Annotated in this window: 24 protein-coding genes; 4 read left to right on the top strand and 20 right to left on the bottom strand. The window is 54.8% G+C overall.

From position 1 onward, the window contains the following. Nucleotides 1-534: 534 nt before the first annotated feature. The 7 genes from IFT53_RS17215 to IFT53_RS17185 form a co-directional block, all read right to left on the bottom strand. A complete protein-coding gene (locus IFT53_RS17215) occupies nucleotides 535-702 on the bottom strand; it encodes a hypothetical protein (protein WP_192067612.1) in 168 nt (55 codons plus the stop codon). 161 nt (nucleotides 703-863) lie between these two features. Then, nucleotides 864-1538, bottom strand: coding sequence for a 4-carboxy-4-hydroxy-2-oxoadipate aldolase/oxaloacetate decarboxylase (locus IFT53_RS17210; protein WP_192067610.1), 675 nt, complete (start codon nucleotides 1536-1538; stop codon nucleotides 864-866). Between the two features lie 96 nt (nucleotides 1539-1634). Next, entirely contained in the window at nucleotides 1635-2471 is an 837-nt protein-coding gene (locus IFT53_RS17205; RefSeq protein WP_192067609.1) for an ABC transporter substrate-binding protein, read from the bottom strand. Nucleotides 2472-2502: 31 nt separating this feature from the next. After that, nucleotides 2503-3267 carry an amino acid ABC transporter ATP-binding protein gene (locus IFT53_RS17200; RefSeq protein ID WP_192067607.1) on the bottom strand — a complete coding sequence of 255 codons (765 nt, stop codon included), beginning with the start codon at nucleotides 3265-3267 and terminating at the stop codon, nucleotides 2503-2505. Next, nucleotides 3264-4022: an amino acid ABC transporter permease gene (locus tag IFT53_RS17195; RefSeq protein ID WP_192067605.1), complete on the bottom strand. Its 759-nt coding sequence runs from the start codon at nucleotides 4020-4022 to the stop codon at nucleotides 3264-3266. Before IFT53_RS17195 ends, IFT53_RS17200 begins: the two co-directional genes overlap by 4 nt. Further along, nucleotides 4019-4726 (bottom strand): amino acid ABC transporter permease, encoded by a 708-nt coding sequence (locus IFT53_RS17190; RefSeq protein WP_192067604.1) that lies wholly within the window; start codon nucleotides 4724-4726, stop codon nucleotides 4019-4021. The genes IFT53_RS17195 and IFT53_RS17190 overlap by 4 nt, the downstream gene beginning before the upstream one ends. Further along, nucleotides 4723-5502: an SDR family oxidoreductase gene (locus IFT53_RS17185; RefSeq protein ID WP_192067602.1), complete on the bottom strand. Its 780-nt coding sequence runs from the start codon at nucleotides 5500-5502 to the stop codon at nucleotides 4723-4725. Before IFT53_RS17185 ends, IFT53_RS17190 begins: the two co-directional genes overlap by 4 nt. 236 nt (nucleotides 5503-5738) lie before the next feature. Between IFT53_RS17185 and nac the strand changes: the two genes are divergently transcribed. Next, nucleotides 5739-6644 (top strand): nitrogen assimilation transcriptional regulator NAC, encoded by a 906-nt coding sequence (gene nac / locus IFT53_RS17180; protein WP_192067600.1) that lies wholly within the window; start codon nucleotides 5739-5741, stop codon nucleotides 6642-6644. A 34-nt stretch (nucleotides 6645-6678) separates the two neighbouring features. Here nac and IFT53_RS17175 read toward each other — a convergent pair whose 3' ends face one another. The 10 genes from IFT53_RS17175 to IFT53_RS17130 all read right to left on the bottom strand — a co-directional run. Then, the gene (locus IFT53_RS17175) at nucleotides 6679-7884 is read right to left on the bottom strand and encodes a pyridoxal phosphate-dependent aminotransferase (RefSeq protein WP_192067598.1); all 1206 of its coding nucleotides are present in this window, start codon (nucleotides 7882-7884) and stop codon (nucleotides 6679-6681) included. 47 nt (nucleotides 7885-7931) lie between these two features. Next, nucleotides 7932-8699, bottom strand: a complete 768-nt coding sequence (locus IFT53_RS17170; protein ID WP_192067596.1) for a 5-oxoprolinase subunit PxpA — start codon at nucleotides 8697-8699, stop codon at nucleotides 7932-7934. Nucleotides 8700-8726: 27 nt separating this feature from the next. Continuing rightward, complete coding sequence (locus IFT53_RS17165) at nucleotides 8727-9722, bottom strand: 5-oxoprolinase subunit C family protein (protein WP_192067594.1); 996 nt, start codon at nucleotides 9720-9722, stop codon at nucleotides 8727-8729. Continuing rightward, complete coding sequence (pxpB, locus tag IFT53_RS17160) at nucleotides 9719-10426, bottom strand: 5-oxoprolinase subunit PxpB (RefSeq protein WP_192067593.1); 708 nt, start codon at nucleotides 10424-10426, stop codon at nucleotides 9719-9721. The genes IFT53_RS17165 and pxpB overlap by 4 nt, the downstream gene beginning before the upstream one ends. Next, on the bottom strand, nucleotides 10423-10836 hold the full coding sequence (locus IFT53_RS17155; protein ID WP_192067591.1) for an acetyl-CoA carboxylase: 414 nt from the start codon (nucleotides 10834-10836) through the stop codon (nucleotides 10423-10425). Before IFT53_RS17155 ends, pxpB begins: the two co-directional genes overlap by 4 nt. Beyond that, nucleotides 10833-12224 (bottom strand): acetyl-CoA carboxylase biotin carboxylase subunit, encoded by a 1392-nt coding sequence (accC, locus tag IFT53_RS17150; protein ID WP_192067589.1) that lies wholly within the window; start codon nucleotides 12222-12224, stop codon nucleotides 10833-10835. Before accC ends, IFT53_RS17155 begins: the two co-directional genes overlap by 4 nt. Further along, a complete protein-coding gene (locus IFT53_RS17145; protein WP_192067736.1) occupies nucleotides 12224-12643 on the bottom strand; it encodes an acetyl-CoA carboxylase biotin carboxyl carrier protein in 420 nt (139 codons plus the stop codon). The genes accC and IFT53_RS17145 overlap by 1 nt, the downstream gene beginning before the upstream one ends. A gap of 232 nt (nucleotides 12644-12875) precedes the next feature. Then, on the bottom strand, nucleotides 12876-13169 hold the full coding sequence (locus tag IFT53_RS17140; RefSeq protein WP_192067587.1) for a type II toxin-antitoxin system RelE/ParE family toxin: 294 nt from the start codon (nucleotides 13167-13169) through the stop codon (nucleotides 12876-12878). Then, complete coding sequence (locus IFT53_RS17135) at nucleotides 13169-13423, bottom strand: type II toxin-antitoxin system ParD family antitoxin (protein WP_192067585.1); 255 nt, start codon at nucleotides 13421-13423, stop codon at nucleotides 13169-13171. The genes IFT53_RS17140 and IFT53_RS17135 overlap by 1 nt, the downstream gene beginning before the upstream one ends. Nucleotides 13424-13994: 571 nt before the next feature. Next, nucleotides 13995-15160 (bottom strand): phytoene desaturase family protein (locus IFT53_RS17130; protein ID WP_192096949.1); only part of this gene is annotated, 1166 nt, incomplete at its 3' end. 288 nt (nucleotides 15161-15448) lie between these two features. On the opposite strand from IFT53_RS17130, the gene IFT53_RS17125 reads away from it, so the two are divergent. Genes IFT53_RS17125 through IFT53_RS17115 form a run of 3 tightly spaced genes read left to right on the top strand, consistent with a single transcriptional unit; the run spans nucleotide 15449 to nucleotide 18406 of the window. After that, nucleotides 15449-16234 (top strand): cyclase family protein, encoded by a 786-nt coding sequence (locus IFT53_RS17125; RefSeq protein WP_192067733.1) that lies wholly within the window; start codon nucleotides 15449-15451, stop codon nucleotides 16232-16234. 56 nt (nucleotides 16235-16290) lie between these two features. After that, the gene (locus IFT53_RS17120) at nucleotides 16291-17880 is read left to right on the top strand and encodes a phytoene desaturase family protein (protein WP_192067731.1); all 1590 of its coding nucleotides are present in this window, start codon (nucleotides 16291-16293) and stop codon (nucleotides 17878-17880) included. A 19-nt stretch (nucleotides 17881-17899) separates the two neighbouring features. Next, a complete protein-coding gene (locus IFT53_RS17115) occupies nucleotides 17900-18406 on the top strand; it encodes a MarR family winged helix-turn-helix transcriptional regulator (protein WP_192067729.1) in 507 nt (168 codons plus the stop codon). A 275-nt stretch (nucleotides 18407-18681) separates the two neighbouring features. Here IFT53_RS17115 and IFT53_RS17110 read toward each other — a convergent pair whose 3' ends face one another. From IFT53_RS17110 to IFT53_RS17100, 3 genes are all read right to left on the bottom strand, one after another. Next, nucleotides 18682-19977 (bottom strand): MFS transporter, encoded by a 1296-nt coding sequence (locus IFT53_RS17110; protein ID WP_192067727.1) that lies wholly within the window; start codon nucleotides 19975-19977, stop codon nucleotides 18682-18684. 100 nt (nucleotides 19978-20077) lie between these two features. After that, nucleotides 20078-21628: an indolepyruvate oxidoreductase subunit beta family protein gene (locus tag IFT53_RS17105; RefSeq protein WP_192067754.1), complete on the bottom strand. Its 1551-nt coding sequence runs from the start codon at nucleotides 21626-21628 to the stop codon at nucleotides 20078-20080. 16 nt (nucleotides 21629-21644) lie between these two features. Continuing rightward, nucleotides 21645-23798: an indolepyruvate ferredoxin oxidoreductase subunit alpha gene (locus tag IFT53_RS17100; protein WP_192067725.1), complete on the bottom strand. Its 2154-nt coding sequence runs from the start codon at nucleotides 23796-23798 to the stop codon at nucleotides 21645-21647. Nucleotides 23799-24089: the final 291 nt, after the last annotated feature.

The following is a 24089-nucleotide window of genomic DNA, read 5'->3' as shown; positions in this document are numbered from 1 at the left end:
GATCATCTGGGTTAAGCCTCAAGGAATGGAGACGGTTAAGTTTTGGTTGTTATCCACATCAACTAACCCAAGCGTCTTGACCTGCAATCAGCGTCGAGACCTCGGCTCGTCCGCGGAAGACGATCTTAAAAGGCGAGAGGTTGTTGCCGTTTGTTGATTACAGGATAATTCGCCGATCAAGAGCAAACCGTTGGCCGGCGGCACCACTTGTGTGATTCTCTGTGAGATAAGGCCCCACGCCGATGACGGCCCTATTGATACCATCGAGATCGTCCGAGTGGTGGACGGACAGCGTGACCTATTCGCGCGGTTTAAGACCTGATGGGATGGAAGCAAAGTACCGAACGCCTTGAAAGAAGTCGAACTCACGTCCCAAAATTTACTCCGTTTGATGGCGCATTTTGCCCCGGCAGTGATGGCTGTCGATAGCGCGAACCAACTCTTGGGTCTTTGGGCAGTGGCGTCCTAAACAGGAAGCGCATAACGGCTGTAGCAGGTTCTACGAACGCCGTTCGCACAAGACCCTGCGCGGCTTTAAAACCTCGAGCCCAGCTCCCAGCGCGCTTTGATTACAGACAGCTTCGACCTGAACGTCGAAATAGCCTTCACCAAGTGGGCCACTCTTCCTTTCGGCGTGTTTTCGACGTTGATGATGCGATCTAAACCGGTGTCGAGCGCTTCGTGGAAGACAGCATCCATCATGTCTGTCGAATCTCACGGGCACCGTGGGCGCGGGCGACGATGATGGCGAGAACGCCAATCGGCCCGCGCCCCACCGGGACGCGCTTGTCGGTCAGAGCGCGGGCGCTCTTAGCCTACATGGTTGTACATCGAAGCAAACTCCGATGGTTCGACATGCACGGTTACATATCGACAACGAGACCTTTGGCTTTCAGCACGGGCTCAAGATTGCTGACTTCAATCACCGACTTGCCCTGCTTGTAAGCCTCGATGAAACCGGCTTCGGCATCTTCGCGTGCTTGCGAAAGCCGGGCGGCCTCCTGTGCTTCGGCACGGCGCACGACGACCAGCCCGTCTGCGTCCCCGACGATGATATCGCCTGGATTAATGATTTCGTCACCTACCACGATGGAATCATTCACGGCGGCAATGGTTTCCTTGACAGTGCCCTTGATGCAGACGCTGAGAGAGAAAACCGGAAAGCCGAGGTCCCGAAGCTGGAGCGTGTCGCGAACGCCGGTGTCCGTCACCAGTCCGCCGATGCCCTTTGCAAGGCAGGCATTGGCCAGCACGTCGCCGAAAGAGCCTGCTTCTTCATATTCTCCTGCGGAGACGACAATGATGTCGCCCGGCTTGGCGTAGTTGATGGCAAGCTGCAACATGATGTTGTCGCGCGGTGCACATTTGACCGTAAAGGCAGGACCGCACAGTTTCATGCGGTAATCGACGGGCTTCAATCGTGAGGAAAGAGCGCCCTTGCGGCCCTGCGCCTCGTGGATGGTGGCTGGTGAAAACTTTGCCAGTGCCTCGATGTCGGCTTTGCTTGGCCGTTCTGCAATATCTTTAATGTGGATCATAAAAACCTCCCACGGTAAGTACAGCGGCGGGGTGCACCCGCCGCTGGCGTCTATTGACGCAATGTTTTTGTGTTTGTGAATAAATTCCCGCAGGAATTATGGGATTGGATCGAACTTCAGTTCAGACAGCGGCACCACCTTGTCGGTGCGTGTCATCTTGTATTCCGTGTCTGGACCAAGCCATTTGTTCCAGATCTTGTTGATCTCGCCATCTGCATCTATCTTGCGCAGAACTTCGTTGATCTTTGCGGTCAGCTGCGGATTGTCCTTCGCCATGCCGATGCCGATTGGCTGATACAGCATCGGCTCCTCGATCATGCGCATTGGCTTGCCCTTGGTCTTGGATTCATTGACGAACTTCGTGGTCGTCATGGTGTTGGCCACCATGCCGCGGGCTTTGCCCTGCTGCACGGCGAGGTAAGCGGAAGCCGTATCCTGGAATGTCAGCGGATCGGACTTGTTGAGCTTGATCGACATTTCAGAGGTCGAACCCTTGGTGGAGGCAACCCGCTGGCCTTCGAAGTCGGACTTCTTTGTGCCGGCATCATCCACCGGCACGATCAACATTTCCTTGGCCAGATAATAGGGGTCGCTGAACTGGATCTGTTCGGCGCGGCTTTGCGTATAGGCAAGGTTCGCAACGGTGATGTCGACGCGGCCAAGCTTGACTTCAGGCACACGGGCTTCGACCGAAACCGGCTTCACCTCTGCCTTGACGCCCAGTTCCTTTGCGATTGCGCTGCAGAGATCGACATCGAAACCAGCCATTTCGCGAGTTTTCGGATCTGGTGCTGCAAATGGCACGACGTCTGCGAAGGTCGCGCAGCGCAGCGTCTTGTTGGCCATGATGGTGTCGAGCTGATCCGCCATTGCTGGCGAAGCAGCAGCAGTACCGGCAAGCACGGCAGTCAGTGTCAGGCATTTCCAGTTCATTGCTGTTCTCCTTTTATATTATTGGTTGGTATCAGTGACGCAGATCGGCGAGGAACCGCTGCGCGCGCGGATGGCGGGGTGCCTTGAAAAACTCTTCCGGGGGTGCTTTTTCCAGGATCTCACCAGCGTCGATAAACCAGATGCGATCAGCCACCTCACGGGCAAAGCCCATTTCATGGGTCACGCACAGCATGGTCATGCCTTCCGCCGCCAGTCCTTTCATCACGGCCAGCACTTCGCCAACCATTTCCGGGTCAAGCGCGCTAGTTGGCTCATCGAAGAGCATGACGGGAGGCTCCATGGCAAGCGCGCGGGCAATTGCCACACGCTGTTGCTGGCCACCGGATAGTTGGCCCGGATAAGCTCCGGCCTTGTCGGCAAGGCCAACGCGATCCAGCAATGCAAGAGCCTTTCGCTTGGCGACATCAGGCGCCTCGCCTTTGACGCGAATGGGGGAAATCGTAATGTTTTCAACGACGGAAAGATGCGGGAAAAGATTGAAACTTTGAAATACGAAGCCAACCCTGCTGCGCAGCAGGTTGAGTTCCCGTGTTCGCGTCGCGGCATGGATATCCTGGCCATCCAGCGTGATCGAGCCACTGTTGATTTCTTCCAGACGATTCACCGTGCGGATCAGTGTGGATTTGCCAGAACCGGAGGGGCCGCAGATGACAATCACTTCGCCACGCGTCACCTCGGCATCGATGTTCTTCAACACCTGAAAATCGCCATAGCTCTTGCAGACCTTGGAGATAAGGATCGTCTGTTGGGGCGTCGATGATGCTCTCGTGGTCATGGCTGCTCCGTTAAGATTTTTGCCTGCGTCAGCGCAGCCTGTTGGGCTCGGCTGACAACACCGGCGCGGCGACGTGAAATGCGACGCTCGAAGGAATTGGCGAAATAGGTCAGGCTCCAGCAAATGGCGTAGTAGACGATTGCCAGAATGAGAAACACCTGGAAGGGCTGCGTCAGAAGCTGGTTGTTCACCTGGCTCGCCGCAAAGGTCAGATCTGGCACGTTGATGACATAACCGAGCGTCGTATCCTTGATGGTCGCGACAAAGGTGGAGATCATGCTGGGGATCATGTTGTAGAGCGCCTGCGGCAGAATGATGAACCGCATCGCACCCATGTAGCCATGGCCGAGCGCCCGTGCGGCATCCATCTGTCCTGCACCCAGTGCAACGATACCGCCTCTGACCACTTCGCTAAGGAACGCGCCCTGATAGACAACAAGAGTTGCCAGCATGATTGCAAAGCTTGGAACGTCTGCGCCAGTCCAGAGCGGTATCAGGAAATAGGCCCAGAGAATGAGCATCAGCAGCGGAACACCGCGCGTGACATAGACAAGGACGGTCGCCGGCACGCGCAGAAGCCGCCACTTGGACAGGCGTGCCAGCGCCATGAGAATGCTCATCGGGAAGGCGAGCACGATGGCAAGTGCTGAAAGAATAATGGTGTTTGCCAGACCGCCGAGCGGGCCATTCGGATACTGACCGATCAACAGCAGCAGCCAGTTGTCCTGAACGATGGTGATCATTTCGCCAATCATGCGCGCGCCCTCCACACCGGATCGAGGCGCATCGAAAGATAGGCACCGGCTCCCATGATCAACAGGGAGAAGCAGAGGTAGAGAACGGTGCCGACCAGATAGATTTCAAACGTCTGGAAGCTCAGATTCTCGATTTCCTTGATCGCATGGGTCAATTCTGACGCGCCGATAACGAGAGCAAGGCTACTGTTCTTGAACAGGGAAACGCTGTGATTGATGAGCGGTGGCAGCGCGTTTCGCACGCCTTGCGGCATGATGATGAAGCGCATTGCCGAGATGTAGCCATGCCCCAGCGCCTTGGCGGCTTCCATCTGGCCCGCGCTGACAGAGCGAAGGCCCGAACGCAAATCCTCGCTGAAATAGGCGGCCTGACAAAGACCCAGGCCCACGATGGCGAAAATGGATTCGGCGTTATGGTCGGTCAGCCAGTTCGTGAGACCGGACGGCAATAGGGTGAAAATGCCGAAGTACCAGAGCATCAATTGCACCAGCGTCGGCACGTTACGATGATAGGAAACATAGGCAGCGACTAGACGGTCGCCGAAGCGGGATGGTGAGAAGCGGATGCAGAGCAGGACGAGTGCCAGCGACATCGCCAGCGACCATGAACCAAGGAAGATGATGAATGTCATCTCGATGCCATGGATAAGCATCGCAATATATTCCTGATTGCTCAGGATGGCCCAAAGGTCGAAGCCCTTCACGGCTTTTGCTCCTTCGATGCGCCAGCCTCGTTGGCATCCTGCGGCCTGGCCGTTTGCAGACCACCCATCACCTGAAGCGTCGGCGTGATCTCCATGTGCCCGATATTGACGGCTACCGGCGCGGCGATGGCAAAAGCGATAGCTTCTGCAATATCTTCGGCCTTCGGCAGTTCAAAGCCATCGATAAAGCGTTCGCGAATGCTCGGGTCATTGCCATGAACGTGATTGAAAATATCGGTTGCAACACGGCCCGGGCAAATTTCGGTGACCCGAACCCGCTTGCCGAACGCATCAAGGCGTAGCTGGTTGGACAGCATGGCAACGCCAGCCTTGACGGCGTGGTAGGTTGAGTTGCCACCGAAATTGTAATTTCCGGCAATCGAGGAAATATTGACAACGTGTCCACGGTCTCGTTCCACCATGCCCGGCACGATGAGACGGCATATGTGGAGGACAGCACGCAGGTTCACATCCACCAGAAGATCGATATCGTCTGCATCGGCTTGCAGAAATTTCTTCGGGCGATCCACACCGGCATTGTTGACCAGAATGTCGAACTGCACGCGGCTGGCCAGATCGGCAATGGCGGCGCGATCCGTCACGTCGATAACGTGGGCAATGCAGCCCGTGCGCTGTGCCAACTGCTTCAAGGCTTCGGCGCTGCGTGCAATGGCGTGGACTTCGATGTTTTCGCGGCGAAACCGCTCAACAATTGCGGCGCCGATGCCGGACGATGCGCCGGTGACCAATGCGGTGTTGTAATCGGAGAATGGCATTCTGATCCCCTTATTGTTGTCACGGAGCTTAACGAAGCTTTTCCTGCTTGCCTAAGACCGATTACTTTTGGAGTAATAAGGAAGTTTTATGGATGCCCTCTGCAAAGGTTTTTGGTAGTGAGACCAGCGAAAATCCTAAGTGCACACGCTTGCATGATTGCGGTGCCGGCTCTAACCTTTACCGGTAGAAGATGTGAATAATCACGCCTTCCAAATATGAAATCATTATTGCTGCAATGGATATCAGACGTCTTAGATCTTTCATCGTTATCGTTGATAGCGGCAGCATCACGCGTGCGGCCGATATTCTGCATCTGGCGCAACCGGCGCTGAGCCAGCAACTGGCGGCTCTTGAAGAGCATTTCGGCCAGAAATTGCTGATTCGCAGCCAGCAGGGCGTGACGATGACGGACGCCGGCCACGCCGTGTATCGCCATTCACAAATCATTTTGCGCCAGATGGAGCAGGCGCAAGTGGATGCGGCAGCGGCTGGCAACTCCCTTGCAGGACGCGTGTCTGTGGGGCTTGTCCCATTCAGCAGCGCGGCGACACTCTCCGTCGAACTGCTTGCGGAAACCAGAAAGCGGCATCCGGGAATATTGATCCATCTCACTGAAAGCGTGGGCCAGACCTATAGCCAGATGATCATGAATGGCCGCCTCGAAATGGCGCTGATCCACGGTGTCGGCCCGATCAAGGGCGTGCGGTTCGAACCTGTCCTCAGCGAAGAATTCTATCTGGTCGTCCACCGCAATTTTGCAATTGAGGCAGACGTGAAGCCGGTGCCCATCGGCGCGCTGGATGGGCTGCCGATGCTTTTGCCGCCAACCTACAACTTTGTGCGCCGGGCCGTGGAGACTGCATTCACCCGCAGCCGCATCAATCTGAAGGTAGTAGCGGAGGTCGAGATCGTCAGAACGCTTGCCCGGGCAGTCGCAACCGGTTTGGGCGCGACCATCATGCCGAAGGCCATTGCCGACCGTATCGTTTCGGAATCGAGTGAGCCGCTTGTTTGCAGACTTCTGTCTCCGCGGATTGAAGAGACCCTGTCGCTATGCACGTCAGACCAGAATACGCTTTCGGAACCGGCGTTCGCGGTGAAGGATATTCTGGTGGAGCTGACTGAGACGCTGAAGCTGTAATCGGCCCAAAAAACGGGCCGGTCAGGAACCATACTTACCGCATTGTTTTGCAGAACTCAGCAATACGTGCGCAGCCTTCATTGAGCATTTCCATGCTGGTGGCATAGGAAATGCGGAAATACGGGCTTATGCCATAGGCGGAACCCTGTACGGTGGCGACGTGGTGTTCTTCTACAAGTGCCATGACGAAATCGACATCGCTTTCGATTTTGCGACCGCCTTTCGTCGTTTTGCCAATCATTCCCGAAATATTTGGGTAGATATAGAAAGCGCCTTCCGGCTTGTGGCACCGCAGGCCATCAATCTGTGCCAGCTTGTCGAGCACGAAATCGCGTCTTTCCCGATATATCGCAGCGCGCTCCTTAAGCAGCTCCTGCGGGCCATCAAGGGCTGCAATGGCTGCTGCCTGTGTGACGGTGGCGATACCGCCGCCATTCTGGCCGTTGACATTGCTGATCGCAGAAATCAGTTCTTTCGATCCGCTGGCGCAATAGCCTAGACGCCAACCCGTCATCGCATAGGCCTTGGAAACACCATTCATGGTCAGCACTCGGTCGTAAAGGCGCGGCTCAACATCAGCAATCGTGCCGAATTCAAACCCATCATAGACAAGATGCTCATAGATATCGTCGGTCAATATCCAAACGTGGGGGTGGCGCAACATGACCTCGGCAATTGCCGCCATCTCGGCGCGCGAGCAGGCCGCACCAGTCGGATTGCTTGGGAAGTTGAGGAAGAGCCACTTGGTGCGGGGCGTAATCGCTGCCTCAAGATCCTCCGGGCGCAGTTTGAAGCCAGCCTGCTCAAAGCACGGCACAGAAATCGGAACGCCGCCGGCAAATTTGACGATATCGGCATAGCTGACCCATGATGGCGTCGGGATGACAACCTCGTCACCCGGATTGCAGGTGGCCAGCATGGCGTTGAAAATGACCTGTTTGCCGCCAGCGGAGACCACGATCTGGCTGGCATCATAATCGAGATTATTGTCGCGCTTGAACTTGCGGATGATTGCCGCCTTCAGTGCAGGCGTGCCGTCCATCGGCGGATATTTTGTTTCACCATTCAGCGCCGCCGCGTGCGCGGCCTCAACGGCATGTGCAGGTGTGGGAAAATCCGGTTCGCCGGACGAAAGGCTGACAACTTTCACACCTTTGGCGGCCAATTCTCTGGCGCGCTGGGTCATGGCAGCGGAGGCCGAGATGGAGACATTTTTTAGACGGTCGGCTGTGGAGGGCATGAGATGTTCTTTCGGTGATATTGGACAAACAACAAACAGCAATTAGCTCAGGAAGCGAGTTCCGCCGCAGGGGTGAGCGTTGCGCCAGTGGCTTCGATTTCACTGCGAATGATGCGGGCGAGCTCCAGAGAACCCGGCGTATCGCTGTGCACGAGAATAGACCGCGCCGGCATGGTGAGGATCGCACCATCGATGGCCTCCACGGTGCCATCGGTCAGGAAGCGGCGAACGCGGGCGCGCACCGAAACTTCATCACTGACGAGCGCGCCTTCACGCCCGCGTGCCACCAGCTTTCCTTCGCGGTCATAGGCGCGGTCGGCCAGAAACAGCGCCAGCGTCTTGAGGCCCGATCGCTTTGCGGCCTTTTCGATTTCGCTGTCTGGCGTCACGAACATGACAAGCTTTGGATCGACAAGGCAGATGGCGCTCATCATCAAATCGGCCAGTCTGGGGTCGCGATTGACGATATTGCCCATGGCCGCATGAAAGCTGAAATGGCCGACCGTCGTGCCTTCGCTTTTGGCAATCGCCGTCAGCGCACCCAGTTGGTACAGCATCTGCTGGCGCAGCTCGTCAGGCTGAAACGGCATTTCACGCCGCCCAAAGCCGGCTCTGTCCGGCAGACCGGGATGCGCGCCGATGCCAACGCCGTTGGCTTTCGCCAGACGCACCATGCGCGCCATCGTATCGGGATCGCCACCGTGAAAGCCGCAGGCAATATTGGCAGACGAAACGATCTTCATCATCGCCTCGTCGTCACACAGCCGGTAAGGGCCGAACCCTTCGCCCATGTCGGAATTCAGATCGATTTTCATCGCGTCCTCCTTTTCGCCTCAATGCTGTCAGGCCATCGCTTTCAGCGCACGCTTGACCATTTGTGATGTCTGCCTGACGTCCTCGACATAGCCAGCGACGGCCTGCTCGACCGCTCGCGCCTCAGCGTGGTCGCAGCGCACAAATTTCAAACGGCTGCCGATACGGGCTTGGCCCAGCCGCCAGAGGTCGCCTTCTATGACACCGGCAATTTTGGGATAGCCGCCTGCGGTATTGGCGTCGCTCATCTGAATGATTGGCTCCCCACCCGGCGGCACCTGCACGACACCCGGAACGACCCCGTGGGAGCGCATTTCGATGGTCTCCGTCGGTTTGATAGGGTCACCGGACAGGCGATATCCCGTTCGGTCACTGCGCGACGATATCCGCCACGTCTGGCTCCAGAATGCTTCGCCGTTTTGTGCAAACAAGCCGTGTTCACCAGCGGCAATGGCGCGGATCGGCAATACACCATCAATGGGCGCGGCAAAGACATCGCGCAGGGCTGTGGCAGGCTCAACGACTGCAATGCCGTTTTGAGGTAGCGGCAGCGCGTCTGTCAATGAACCAATCGAAAGGTTGTCACCCTTCACAAGAGGCCGCCCGGCATGGCCGCCAAAGCCACCGCGCAGCGCCGTGCTTCGCGAGTCCATCAGCACCGGCACATCGATACCGCCCGCCACCACGATATAGGCGCGTGCCAGTTTGGGTGGCTGGGTGAGCTCCAGCACCTGGCCTTCGGTTGCGATATGCGCACACCACCCGAGAATGTCCCTGCCATCCAGAACGGGGTTGCCATCGGAGCCCGTGACCGCAAAAGCCGTCTTCGCGTCAAACCGCAGATTAAAGGGAAATGTCTGAACCTCGATCACAGCCGCATCATCGGCGTTGCCGACGAGAATATTGCCGATTTTGACGGCGAGGGGGTCCATGGCGCCACCGGCGGATACGCCGATATCTCGATAGCCGGGCCGACCGAGATCCTGAACTGTGTTGAAGGGACCTGTTTCGATGATCTCGATCATAGCTCGATCCTCTCCGGCACGAATCGGACGATATCGCCCGGTGCCATCAGCGCCGGTGTTGAGGACGCGGGATCAAACATCTGCATGTCCGCATAACCGATGGAGTTCCAGCCGTTCGGGCCCGTCAGCATGGCCACGCCGGTCTGCATTCCGCCAATCGTCACGCAGCCTTTTTCCATTCTGATTGATGGAACGGTCTTTCTTGGCATGTAGATCCGCTGATCGAGACCATGGAGATAACCAAAGCCCGGCGCGCTGCCCAGCGCGAAAACGCGGTAGGTGGCTTCATGGTGGATGCGCACCACTTCGCGGTCACTCAGTCCTGAGAGATCACAAAGAGCCGCAAGATCTGTTGCATGCTCGCCGCCGTACTGAACGGGGATCTCTAGCGTCTTGCCCGCAAGGTCAAGGCTCTGGGCATCATTCCAGGCGTCAAGCAATCGGGTTACCATCATCTCTGGATCGTCAGCCGTTTCATGCAAAATCGTCAGCATATTGGTCATGCCGGGAATAACTTCCGCGACATCTGCCCAAGCACTCACCGTCTGTGCCAAAGCCCAAATCCAGCGTTGGGCGGGCAGATCGAATTCGCCCGGCGCTTCCAGAAGAAAGGATCGAGACCCGATGAAGGATATACGAGCCTTCCCCTTGGTGGCGGGTACGATTTCGCGCAGCTGCGCCATGAGGTTTGAAGTGGCAGTCATAATGCGGGCTCTATTTCAAACAGAGAATCGCCGAAGCCTACCAGCGCATCGGTCTCGGCAAGCTGTTTCCTCAATAAGCCAAGGCGGCCAGCAGCAACGGGCAGCAGCACGGGACCTATACGCAGGAAGCCGATGACATCCATGGCTGAAACCTTTCGCGGGATGGGCATAGGTTCGTCCGAGGAAGTACTCGAAGGACAGAAAATGCCTGCCATCGGTGCTTTGACCAGAACTGCGGAATGGCCATTCTGCACTGGTACCCGATCAAGATTTACGCTCTTATTCGTGGCGATGACGATACGCAGATGCCCGTCGCGGCCTGTGATTTCCAGGCCGTCCACACCCGCTGTCGTCAACGCATCCATCAGGGCTGCGATGGTGACCGGATCGCTTAAATCAAGCGTGCTCATGCCGTCATCCGCTGTTTGAGCCATTGTTCAAGATAGTGAATATCCGTCTCGCCCGTGGCGAAATTGCCGTCTTCGAACAGCGCCCGCAGAAGCGGCAAGTTGGTCGAGATGCCCTCAATGCGCGTCGCGGAAAGCGCGTCCCGCATCTTCACCATTGCCTCTGTGCGTGTAGGGGCATGGACGATGAGCTTGGCGATCAGGGAGTCGTAATAGGGAGAAATGCGGTACCCCTCATAAATATGGGTATCGACACGAATGCCAAGTCCTTGCGGCAGCGCGAGAGCAGTCACAGTCCCGGCTGACGGCATGAAACTCTCCGGGTCTTCGGCATTGATACGGCACTCAAAGGAATGGCCGTCGCACTGGATGTCTTCCTGCACGAGTTCCAGAACCTCGCCCAGTGCGGCTCTGACCTGGGCCTGAACGATATCGGTGCCGCTGGTCATCTCCGTGACCGGATGCTCCACCTGCAGGCGGGTATTCATCTCGATAAAATAGAAATTGCCATTCTCATAAAGAAATTCGAACGTGCCAACGCCGCGATAACCGATCAGCTGACATGCCTCGACGCAAGCCCTGCCAACAGCATTGATGACGTCATCCGGGATACCCGGTGCCGGTGCTTCTTCCACCACCTTTTGGTGGCGGCGTTGCATCGAGCAATCGCGATGCCCAAGCCAAACGGCATTGCCATGCATATCACACAGCACCTGTATTTCGATGTGCCTTGGATGCTGAAGAAACTTTTCCATATAGAGGGCGGCGGAGCCGAAAGCCTGACGCGCTTCCTCGCGTGTCGTGGCCACCGCTTCATGAAGCGCATCTGCATTCGGCACTACCCGCATTCCGCGCCCGCCGCCACCGCCGGCTGCCTTGATAATGACGGGATATCCGATCTCCTGCGCTATATGCTCGATAATCTCTGGCTCTTCGGGAAGGACTGTATCCGGTCCCGGAACGCAGGGAACGCCTGCTTCGATCATCGCGCGTTTGGCGGCGATCTTGTCGCCCATGGTCGCAATAGAAGATGCATCAGGCCCGATGAAGACGAGCCCAGCCTTCTCGATAGCTTCCGAAAACTCGGCATTTTCAGATAGAAAGCCATAACCGGGATGGATTGCGCCAGCATTGGTCAACTTTGCTGCAAGCAGGATCGCGTCCTTGTTAAGGTAGCTCTTGGCGGTACTCGATGGACCGATGCACAGGAAACTGTCGGCAGTTTCGCCATGAGATGCCTGTATGTCGGCTTCAGAGCAGATAGCCACCGTCCTCAAACCGAGATCACGACAGCCACGCACAATACGTGTGGCGATCTCTCCCCGATTGGCAATCAACACCGTATCGAAGCGTCTTTTACCAAAGGCATGATCGTTCAAGCGTTCCGTCATCACGCGATCTCCGCCAGAAGATCACCCGTCTCTATTTCACCGCCATCGATATCGGTGAGATAGGCAATACGCCCACCCTTGGGTGCCGCAATCTTGTTGAAAACCTTCATCGCCTCGATGATGAAAAGGGTCTGCCCCTGTTCAACGATGTCCCCGGTTCGGACGAAAGGCGCCTGTCCGGGCGCGGAGGCGCGATGCAGAACTCCGAACACCGGAGCTTTTATAGCAACTGTCAAAGCGGTTGTTGGGTCGTTGAATGTATCGTTTGCTACACCTGTATTCGGCACATCTATTTCTGCGCGTGCCTTTTCTGTCGTTTGAAAAATACAGACCGAGACGTCCTTTTCCGAAACATTCAGCTCGGTGACATTCGTCCGTCCGACGAAATCTATCAGCATTTTGATCTTTGACAGGTCCATGAGCACACTCAGCATTTTAGCAAGGCCTCCGCAGCTCTCCATTTCGGACTACTTTGTACCTGTTAGCTGCCTACACGATGCCGCTCGCGATGGGGTCAAAAGAACTTTTGATGGGGTGTGGCTTGGCAGAAGAATCATGCCAAAAATAGAGTTGGCTGACCTTGGGTCTGGCATTCGAACACAACGCCTGATCGGGAACGCACTCACGACCAGTGTCTTATGAATTCAGCGGTTAGAAAGAATCTCCCGCCCAATCTTCATGGCAGTGCCGTATACGGATCACGAATATGCTCCCGTCTTCAATGATGCGATACACGACAAGGTGAGCCTTGAAGGGATGAATCCTGACAGGTGGAGAAATCTCATGTCGTTCGCGCGCCATTCTTGGGTTGGCGGCGATAAGCTCGAGCAAGGCAAAAAGCTCATCGTTATATCGTTTGGCAACGAGTCCTCCGAAGTTGCGAATGCCTTCTTCCGCAATGGAAACGATATCTTCTTCCGCTTGGACCGAAAGGCTGAATGGCATCAAGCGCGCCCGCTGATAATCTCGGCTCGAGCGGTGGCTGCAGCAAACAACTCGTCCCTTGAACGGCTCCCAATTCCGCTTCTAATCCCATCGTCGACAAAGCGCTGCATCTCGGCTATTTTGTCCGTGCGGGCTTGGTCTCTGCGTATCAAATCCCTAACATAATCGCTCGCATTCGAGTATCGACCCGTCTTGGCCTGTGCTTCTACCCAATCTTTCATGGGATCTGGCAGGGATACATTCATCGTCGCCATTTGACTCTCCTTGATGTCTCAACATACCCCCTGATGGCAAAGTTTGTCAAACCGACGGTAAGGCCGCAATTGTAGTTCTTGATGAGCATCGAACCGATGGCCGGGCATTTCCAAGTCGACCGCCTTGAAGGGAGCTGAACCGCCGACCTGTAAATACTCACGCTAACAGTTCGGTTAGTTCAGTGGCCAATGTCGCCTTTCCTCGTACGGAATCTCCTACTCAGTAGCCACTGTCACAGTGAATGATGGGCATGGGGCACTGTAACGTTAACCCTGCATCAATCAAACTGTGAGATCTGGCCTACGCAGCCTGCTGGCGATTTACACCTCGGTTGAGCCGCAAAAGCGACAGAGCACTGGCCTCTATCGCCGCGTTTTCTGCCGACATGGCACGTCGTGTCACCGCAGCCATCCCCACTGCAAAACGTCAAGTTCACGCTCATCCGCAATGCCCGCTTAAGCTTTGCATTTGTGGGTACGATAGCCGAACCTGCATGCCGCCAGAGTGCATTTTACATTTTCCTTGCAAAGGCGTAGAGAGATGCATTGTCTACTTTTGAGAACGTAATCNTTGGGTGCCCTGTCTGGATCGATCGCTGTTGGCTGCCCGACAACAATCACAGGCACAGCGGGCAACAACCCATCCATCGCCTCTGAATAGGCGCGGTTCATCATCGCCATGTTCGGTGCAATGTGAACATAAGCGAACTGTCGCAATACGTCGGATGCCGTCCACTTCGGCAGATCATCCAAAGCAAGATGGATCATCATCGTCCCAGGACCCGCCCTGTATTTCGAAATCGCCTCGTCAAAACCGGTGCGAGCGGGGTCAGGCGGCACCATAGAGCCGAAGAGAAGCTTGGGATGCACGTTGGATATCACCGCCCGTGAGGCTTTTAGGATGCGGCCATCCGCCAGTATCACACCTTTTGCTTTGCCGCCCTCCAGAAGCACCTTTTCGACCGGCGCAGACAACAGAACGTCTCCGCCCTTCTCCTTCAACAAGGATATCATCGATTTTATAATCGTGTCGGCACCGCCTTCTCCGATGACCATGCCAAAAACCTGGTTGGCCATGGATTCTAGATAGGGAAACACGGCTCCTCCGGACACATCGGGCGCGAAATCGAGATGCAGACCCCATGCCGCCATCATGGCCTTGAGTTTATCGTTCTCAAAATTGCTGTCGAGAAAGCTGCGAGGTGAAGCCAGCAAAAGCCTGGCTAGATCGTAAAGCATCGGAAACCCGCCGGCACGCCAAGCTTTCCAGACCGCCTTCGCGCTTTGGACCGATGGCATAGGTGAACCGAGCAAGGCAAATAGATGCGGTGCTTTTTGTCCGAAGTCTTCAATCATCGCTGACCATTGGCGTGCATCACTTTGAGAAAGCGAAGCGATCGCATTCGTTGTCTCGACGCGATCTGTCCCCACGCCCAAATATGTATTATCGGGAAAAACACTGGCGAAACAATGGTCGGCTGGTACAAAGCGCAAACCATGTCTGGCCAACGCATCACCATGAGTAGCATGAAATGCCGACCCTGCAAACATAGAGAGGTTCATTGCACATAGATCATGCCGGAACCCCGGCTCCGTGACCTCACCGGTCTTTACCGCGCCACCGGCCTCTAGATTGCCTTCGACCACAACAACGCGCCAGCCTTTTGAGGCAAGATGAACTGCGGCAGCAAGTCCATTGTGACCAGCCCCAATTACCACGGCATCATATTTCGGCATTTCGTTCCCCAAATTGTTTTCAGACATACGCAGTTACAGATTCATTTCCCGCTGACCTTCTTCCATGATCGGTTAACAGGTGCCGAGCAACGATGTCACCTGGTGAAAATCACATGGTTTCAACGCTGATAAAGAGCACTCTCTGCTGCCAATACAAATATAATTTAAGCTTAAACAAAATTCTTGCGCAATCATTTTTTTGGTCATAGGCTTTCTTTCATTATCCGCATAGGTTTTTTCTAGCGCATGAGAATCGTCGGGATAAACGGCAAAAAAGGGGAATTACGAATGACAGACGCTTCGATCATCGCAGGTCTTGCGAATGGGTTGCTCTCGGGCAAAGTGAAGGTGGTAGACCTTACCGCGCCGCTTGGACCCGACACACCAGTGCTCTATCTTCCGCCTCAATTTGGCAAGAATACTCCTCAGGTCAAAGTTCACACCATTTCTACATACGATCAGGATGGCCCCTTCTGGGCATGGAACTGGTTAGAACTTGGTGAACACACGGGAACGCATTTTGATGCGCCTGCCCACTGGATTACCGGCAAGGACCATCCTTCGAACACAACGGATACAATAGCACCCCAGAATTTCGTAGCGCCCGTCAATGTCATCGACCGCTCAAGCGAGGCTGCGGAAAATCCGGATTACCTGCTGACCGTCGAAAGCATCAAAGAATGGGAAGCCGAGCACGGCGACATTGAAGCTGGCACCTGGGTCCTTTTGCGCACCGACTGGTACAAGCGCAACGGCTCAACTGATACCTTCCTCAATGCGGATGAGACTGGGCCACATTCTCCAGGTCCAACTCCCGAAGCCATCGAGTATCTTTTATCAAAGGGGATCATTGGCTGGGGTCAGGAAACGATTGGCACCGATGCCGGATCGGCAGGCGGCATGAACCCACCTTTCCCTGCTCACAACCTCGTGCATAAGGCCAACAAGTATGGTCTTGCCAGTCTCAGCCATCTGGATCAGTTGCCAGCAAAGGGTGCGATACTGATTGCAGCACCACTAAAGTTGGTCAAAGGCACCGGCTCACCCGTCCGTGCGTTGGCGCTGGTTGTCTAATGACGCACGGCCTCGGCTAATGAAGCCGAGGCCTGCGCATCTTACGGAGTGTGCCTATGGCCGACCCTGATTACATCATCGTTGGGAGCGGTATAAATGCTCTCGTCGCCGCAGCCTTGCTTGGGAAAAAAGGCAGGCGAGTTTTGGTACTTGAGCGAAACAACCGGATCGGCGGATGTCTCCGAACGGAAGAGATCACACTGCCGGGCTTTAGGCATGATGTTATGGCCACTACGATGGTGCTATTCCTGACATCCCCAGCCTATGCCGCCCTCGGCAAGGATCTCGAAGCGAGGGGATTGGAATTTTGCCATTCCTCGCTTCCAACCGGGACGCTTCGGCCTGATGGCAGCCACGCCATACTTTCCATGGATCGCCAGCGGAACATCACACATTTCGAGGCAAAAGGTGCTGGAGATGGCGCGGCCTTTGATCGTGACATGACCAAATTCGCAGACAATGCGGGTTTTGTCTTCGGATTGATAGGTGGCCATCTCTTGTCTTTCGCAACAGCCAAACTGCTTGTTCGGCAAGTGTGGAAAAAAGGCATCAAAGGCCTGATGGCTTGGTTCGGTGAAGCTGTCTCGCCGGCCAGAAGCTATCTTGAAAAGACATATCGTTCGGAAGAGATCAAGGCCCTTTGGGCACCCTGGGCATTGCACTGCGGTCTGGGTCCTGAAAGCAGCTACTCTGCGGAGATGACCCGTGTTATCGGCTTTGCAATTGAGGCGGCTGGCGCTCCTATTGTCAAAGGCGGTGCGGACAACCTCGTGCGCGCCTTTGAGAAGCTGATCCGCGACCAGGGTGGCGAGATCATGACGGGTGCGGATGTTCACAGTATAAATGTCGACGGTTCGAACAAGGCGACGGGCATAACCCTTTCAGACGGTCGGCAATTCAATGCCTCACAGGGCGTCATCGCTTCTGTCACTCCGCACCAACTTTATGAACGTCTGCTTCATTCGTCCCGTGAAACCTTTGCACAGGATATTCATGAGGGACTTGCTTCGTATCGTTATGGTAAAGGCAATATGCAAATCCATTATGCGTTGAAGGCACCTCCGCGATGGAGGGGTGGCGATGATCTCGGCAAAGTGGCCCTTTTGCATCTGACACCTGGTCTGGATGGCGTATCGCGCTCTGCAAACGAAGCCGAACGTGGCCTTCTGCCTGCCGAACCAACCGTGTGTCTGGGCCAACCCACGGCACTGGATCCGAGCCGTGCTCCCGATGGTGGCGCAATCTTATGGTTGCAATTGCCAGATACGCCCCGCCACATCAAGGGTGACGCAGCTGGCGTGCTGGAATGCCCCGCTGATGGTTGCTGGACTGACAACCTGCGTGAATCTTACGCGGACCGCGTGGAGTTGATGCTGCGAACACATATTGAAAATTTCGATGATATCGTTCTTGCCCGTCGTTGTTATGCACCGAGTGATCTTGAGACGATGAATGTTAACCTCGTTGGCGGCGATCCTTACGGCGGCTTCTGCGGGCTTGATCAATTTTTCCTCTGGCGTCCTTTCAAAACCACCGTTAATCACAAGACACATATTTCCGGGCTCCATCACATCGGGGCTTCAACCCATCCAGGACCCGGCTTGGCAGGGGGGTCCGGCTTTTTGCTGGCATCTTCCCTGAAGTAACGAGTAAGGACGCTTGCAGATGGAAGACGGCTTTTCTGGCCAAGTTATCGGGAATGTTGACGATCAGAACGGCCGTATTCCAAGTATGGGCGAAATCGGGCTTCACAATTTCGCACCATATATGATGAACCGGATCATGGCACGGTGGAATGCCAATCTTGCGGAGGACCTGAAGGCGAGAGATATAACGACAGTCAAGATGCGAACTCTTGCAGTGCTGAATGTCTCGGCCTCACTGACGATCAACGAACTTTCCGTTTTAGCAGTTACCGAGCAGTCGACCATGAGTCGCACTGTCGATTCCCTTGAAGAGCAGGGATTGATCAGGAGAACCACCAGATCGGATGACATGCGTGTACGGGATGTTTCGATTACCGAAGAAGGGCGGGCGATCTTCGAGGATCTCTGGCCCATCATGTATGGCGATTTGCGCAGAATGTTCAAGGATATCGAAGACGACGAGTATCGCGCTTTTGTGACGACCTTGCACAAGATCCTGCGGAGTATACGCAAGCACGACATATGATGGTGGCTGCTCGATCGTGACTGACAGGGGTACTGCGACTTATCGCCGAAACCACGAGCGTAGTCTTGGTGGAACAGGATCAGTAAAGTCGTTTTCAATAAATCACTTTCAATAATGCTCTTAGATCGGATATTGGCGCTGATTACCTGAGCCTGAGCCGAAAGCACACCCGGCTGATCGGCAAAAAATAGCGATGTTCCTCGCTACGGTTCTATCACCCAGGCGTTACAGCGTGTTGTCGCCATCTGCTCAATCAGACGCCGATCGTGTGTCCGTCAATGTTTGGCTGAGGGTATGAGCATTGTAGCAAGAGCAGCCACTGCCGCTACAGCGGCAAAAATATAGAAATTCCATGCAGGAGCAAGGCTTGTGCTGGCAATAAGGCCGCCGAGCAACGGGCCCGTCAAAGCACCAATCCGCGAAAAACTCAACGCAAAGCCAATGCCGGCGGAGCGGATTGTCGGATCAAGCCGCTGAGCGAGAAACCCGGTCAAGATCAATGATGCGGAAACGGTGCCGAAGCCCGCGACTGCGACAAAGACATAGTTCATCACTATCGAACTCTTGATGGTAAGCGCGGCAATGCCGACCGCACCCACCAAGTACGATAACGCCACAGTCCGCTTCACGCCAAACTTATCCGCCCATGTTCCTAATGTGATACCGCCGATAGCGGAACTCAGGCTAAAAACAGCGAGGAAAAGCAAGCTATCTCCGAGATCATATCCATTTTGGCGCATGATCTGCGGAAGCCATTGCGCAAGACCGTAGACAAGAAGTAGCCCCAGAAAGAGACCACCCCAGAAGCAGACAGTCTCGAATGCTTTCTCTCGAGAAAAGATAGCGCGCAACACGGCATTCCAGCCCGGAGCATTGGAACTGCCTATTATATTTTGGGGAACACCAATGCCCATACGTTTGGCGGTTTTGGCAGCCTGCTCATGTTTACCTTGCAAAACAAGGGTCTCGACTGATTCAGGCAGCAGGAAGTAGAAAAGAGGCACAACCAGCAAGGGGGCGGCGCCGAACAGCACGATCATGCGCCATCCATAGTCGGCAAGAAATGTGCGACTGCAAAGCGCAGCAGCAAGAATGCCGATTGAATAACCGGAATACATCAGTCCGTAATTAAAGCTTTTACGGCTTTTGGGCGAATATTCTACGGTCAGAGCCGCAGCCACTGGAATGATGCCGCCCAAACCAAGACCCGCGACAAAACGACTTACCGCAAACCAAAATGGTGTTGGTGCAAGCGATGTCAGAACCATACATGCTGCAAACAGGCTAAGACAGCCAATAAACAGTGGCTTGCGACCATAAAGCTCGCTCATGGTCCCCACAAGGATGCCGCCAAGCATCATTCCGACAACCGTGTAACTGCCCATTGCGCCCAGCTCCAGAGGAGTTAGCGCCCAGACCTGGTCTGCTGCAAGAGAAGGCAATATAGCGCCCAACACACCGACATCGTATCCTTCTGCGAAAATCGCCAACCAGCAAAGCGCAACAACCAGCAGGCTTTTGCGTCTGGATACTTCAGGCGGGTTCGTCCCGGTGAATGTTTCAATTTTCATCGAGTGCGTCATGATAGAAACCTCCTCGATGCGCAAACCTCGGTTTGCGCATACTGCACGAGATTGACCATTGATGCTGGGCGCACCACGCCACGCTTTTCTAAAGCGTAGAAATGGTTTTCAAAGCACCATCCAGCGCAATACCCTCCTCATCGAGCAGGGCGGCCTGGCGAAGACGACGCATCCAGGCTGCTCCATCTTCACGATTTTTGAGCAGAGGTAAGGCCGACATCACCCGATCGAATTTTGAAAGCCCTCGCGAATGTGTATCGGAATAGCCCTTGACCAGACGGCGGTTGCCGACAACCTCAACCGCCAGATCGTAGTTGACCGGAAGGATCTCCAACACCTTTTCAAGCCAGGCGTCACGATGGGTGACTTCCATGTGGTAACGCAGGCTCGAACGGCGAAAACGGCGAAGACTGGACACCACATAAAGCCCAAGAAACCAGAACATCGTTCCAGTTTTGACCCGGCGTCCTTTGTCGATGCGTCGATTGAGGAAAACGGAGAGTTTGGGACTGGCTTCGATCCAACTGCCGATTGCTTTCGGAAGCGTTCCACATACTTCTTCCAAACGCGGATGCATATATTCCGTGGTGTAAAGAAGCTGATCGGTTTTCACACCAACCTCTTTGCGGACCCGTTCAAATCTAGTAGCCCGTGTTTTTAGATCAGCGACGCGGACCACGTCATCATAGGCCATCGCCACCGCAAGGTATTTTGCAACCTGAGCAGTCAGAGTGAAGCCCTTGTCCGCGCCACCATGAGCGATATCAGCCTTGTTTAACGCGGCTGCGCGGGTAAGATATTCGTCGGCATAGGCAGGATCCTGAAATTCGGTGAGTTTCTTCGCACCGGCGTAAAGCATGGAGTGCGCGTTTTCCGGAAACTCATTACGAATTCGCGCAAGAAGGCGGTCCAAGGCCGGATGCCCGCCGGACGTTGGTAAGTCTTCAAGTTTCTTGACGGGAAGCGCCGTCAGCTTGTCATTGTCGCCCTTCTTCGTGCGTTCATACGCAGCGTTGAAAGCGCGTAAACTGGCTTCGATACCCTTGCCGCCGGACTTGATCGTTCCCTCGAACGCTTCTTTTGAGAAAGGCAGTGCGTTGGACGCGGCCAAGGCACCAAAAAGAGCAGAAGAAACAACACTGCCATTCTTGGTGGCCAGGGTGTCCATATCGAAGGCAATAGTCTTTTTTGCTGCAAAATCGGTGGCGTCAATCACCACGACAGGATTTCCGATTCCATCCCCCGGCTTTTCTTTCTCACCCACGGCATAGGAGCGATGAGTGGAGGCAATTAGCTGGGTTTTATTGGGGGTTACCAGCCCGCGGATAACGGAGCGTCCGGCCTCCATCAACTCTGCGGCTATGACGATATCCACATCGCCCGGTGTGGGCATCAGTGAGAGGATCGGGGTTTCGCCTTCTCGGCTTTTCAAAAGCTCTATGTAATAGATCGTTGCACCAGTACGTTGAGCGACGCCAGGAACGGAGCTTGTTTGGGCGACCCATCCCTGTGCTTCGGCCAATCCCACGATCCAGTCAGCAAGTACGCCGCCGCCCTGTCCACCCATCGCCAGAATGGCGATGGACAACGGCTTGTCTGGCGAAAGCGTTGAGGAAAAATGGTTCTGCAAAATATCCATCATAACGATCCTCCTCTTATGCCGTGAAAACGATGCGTGACGCAGATCTGCGCTTTTGCAACCAGCCAATGACCGCAGAACGGAGGCGGTAAAGAGCCCTGTCCAGACGCGTTGGGTTGTGAATGACATCTGCTCGATAGAAGGACGGACAAAGAACGGCTGCTTCCGACACCTCACCGCAATTGCCGCAGCCAACACAGGAATTGTCTATCGCTGCCACCGGATCGTCCCTGAGCGGATCATCGGTATGTTTCACAGAAAGGGATGGACAGCCGGAGAGACGAATACAGGCGTGATCCCCCGTGCAGACATCCTCGTCGACACCAAACCGCTCCTTGACAACACGCTTGCCGTCTTTCACTGCCTTGGCTATCTGCGGTTTTATGCGTCGCTGTTTGTTGAGCATACATTCGGAAGAGGCCACAATGATTTTCGGCCCTTTTTCATCCGTTGTCAGGGCTTCTCTTAGAATGTCACGCATTTTCGCTACATCGTAAGTATGGTCGATCTGGCGGACCCAGGTTGCACCGATACCCTTGACGGCATCCACGATAGAATTGTTGGTCTTGCGACGAGGATTGGTTGCCCGAGACGAGAGAACATCCTGACCACCCGTTGCGGAGGAATAGAAGTTGTCGACGATGAGGGTAACGCCATCGTGCTTATTGAAGACTGCATTTCCAACCGAACTGGTCAGCCCGTTGTGCCAGAAGCCGCCATCTCCCATAACGGAAATCGAACGTTTATCTGCCTCGACATTAAAGGCGGATGCAGACGCCGGGCCTAGGCCGTAACCCATGGTCGTTCCGCCGAGGTTGAATGGCGGCAGGATAGAGAACAAATGGCAGCCGATATCTGCCGAAACATGATGCGGTCCAAGTTCCTTTTCTACCAGTTTCATGGCAGCGAAAATCGGACGTTCCGGGCAGCCCGTACAAAAGCCGGCAGGCCGTGCAGGAACGACTTCAGCCAATGCCTTGACTTTCGGGTGATTGAGAACATGCGATGGATCGGGAACAGGAGGGCGATTTCCAAGCAGGTTTGCTGCATTGGCATCAAGAAATCCAGCCAGTCCTTTAATCAGGACCTGCGTCGTATACTCACCGCCCATCGGCAGCAAATCTTTGCCAGATATTCTCGTCTGGATATCGCGGCGGCGCATCAGCGTGTGCAGTGCCTGCTCGATATATTCTGGCGCTCCCTCCTCAATCATCAATACCGCCTTCTTGTTGGCAGCGAACGCAACGATCTCGTCATCGATCAAAGGATAAGAGACATTCATCACATAAATCGGAACCCGGCTATTACCGTAAACATCGGCTAGACCAAGATGCTGGAGCGCACGCATGGTGCTGTTGTAAAGGCCGCCCTGAAGAATGAGTCCAACGTCTCCCTCTTCAGGACCGAAAAACTCGTTGAGACGGTTTTCTTTCACATACTCCACAGCAGCAGGCCAGCGCTTCTCCAGTTTTTCCTTTTCATGGTGAAAAGATGCTGGCGGCAGCACGATGCGGCTTAAATCCCGCACCGGATTTTCCATAGCCTGTTTAAGGGTATAGGTTGGCCGTTTGTTGTCCTTTGCGGTGAACTGGCCATGGACATGACAGCTGCGAATGCCCACTTGCAACATGACAGGCGTGTTTGAGGCTTCCGAAAGCTCAAAGCCTTTTTCCACCGCATCGACGATAGCAGGAAGGTTAGGACGAGGCGTGAGAAGCCACATCTGCGACTTCATTGCAAAAGCGTGACTTCGCTCCTGCATGATTGAGGAACCTTCACCGTAGTCCTCGCCGATGATGATAAGAGCGCCGCCGGTGACGCCGCCGGACGACAGATTGGAAAGGGCATCAGAGGCAACATTCGTCCCGGCCGTCGACTTCCAGGTTACGGCCCCGCGCACCGGGTACATCACCGAAGCAGACAACATGGCCGCGGCTGCGGCCTCAGATGCGGAGGATTCGAAATGCACACCTAACTCGGCCATAACGTCCTTGGCATCGGCCAGAACGTCCATCAGATGGGATATGGGTGATCCCTGATAGCCGCCAACGTAAGATACACCGGATTGGAGCAGCGCTTTGGTGATTGCCAAAATGCCCTCACCGCTGAATATCTGACCCTCACCCAGTTTCAGATCTTCAACTTCACGCGCAAATGACCGTTCTGCCATAATCGTTCCCCTTTATAATGAACGATAAATTATATGCAGAACCATATTTATAAGTTCGAGTAGATGTCAACACTTAAAGATTTAAGCCTAAAATAAACTGCTTTGCGCAGAATCCTGCCCGAAGCCTTGCGTTTTCTGCACGACTCAGCGCCCTCATCTTTGTGCATTTGCATATTTATTGCGCAAGTTTCGATTTCTGCGCATCTTTCGGTATATCGAATGAAAAAGCACTTGCCGAACGCCACAATTTCATTTTAAGTTTCAAACATTATAACCGGCAATGCCCGGACA

Source organism: Rhizobium sp. CFBP 13644, assembly GCF_014842165.1.
Lineage (GTDB): Bacteria > Pseudomonadota > Alphaproteobacteria > Rhizobiales > Rhizobiaceae > Agrobacterium > Agrobacterium tumefaciens_C.
The sequence above is the reverse complement of the archived record's forward strand: the minus strand, read 5'-3'. Positions and strand labels throughout refer to the sequence as shown.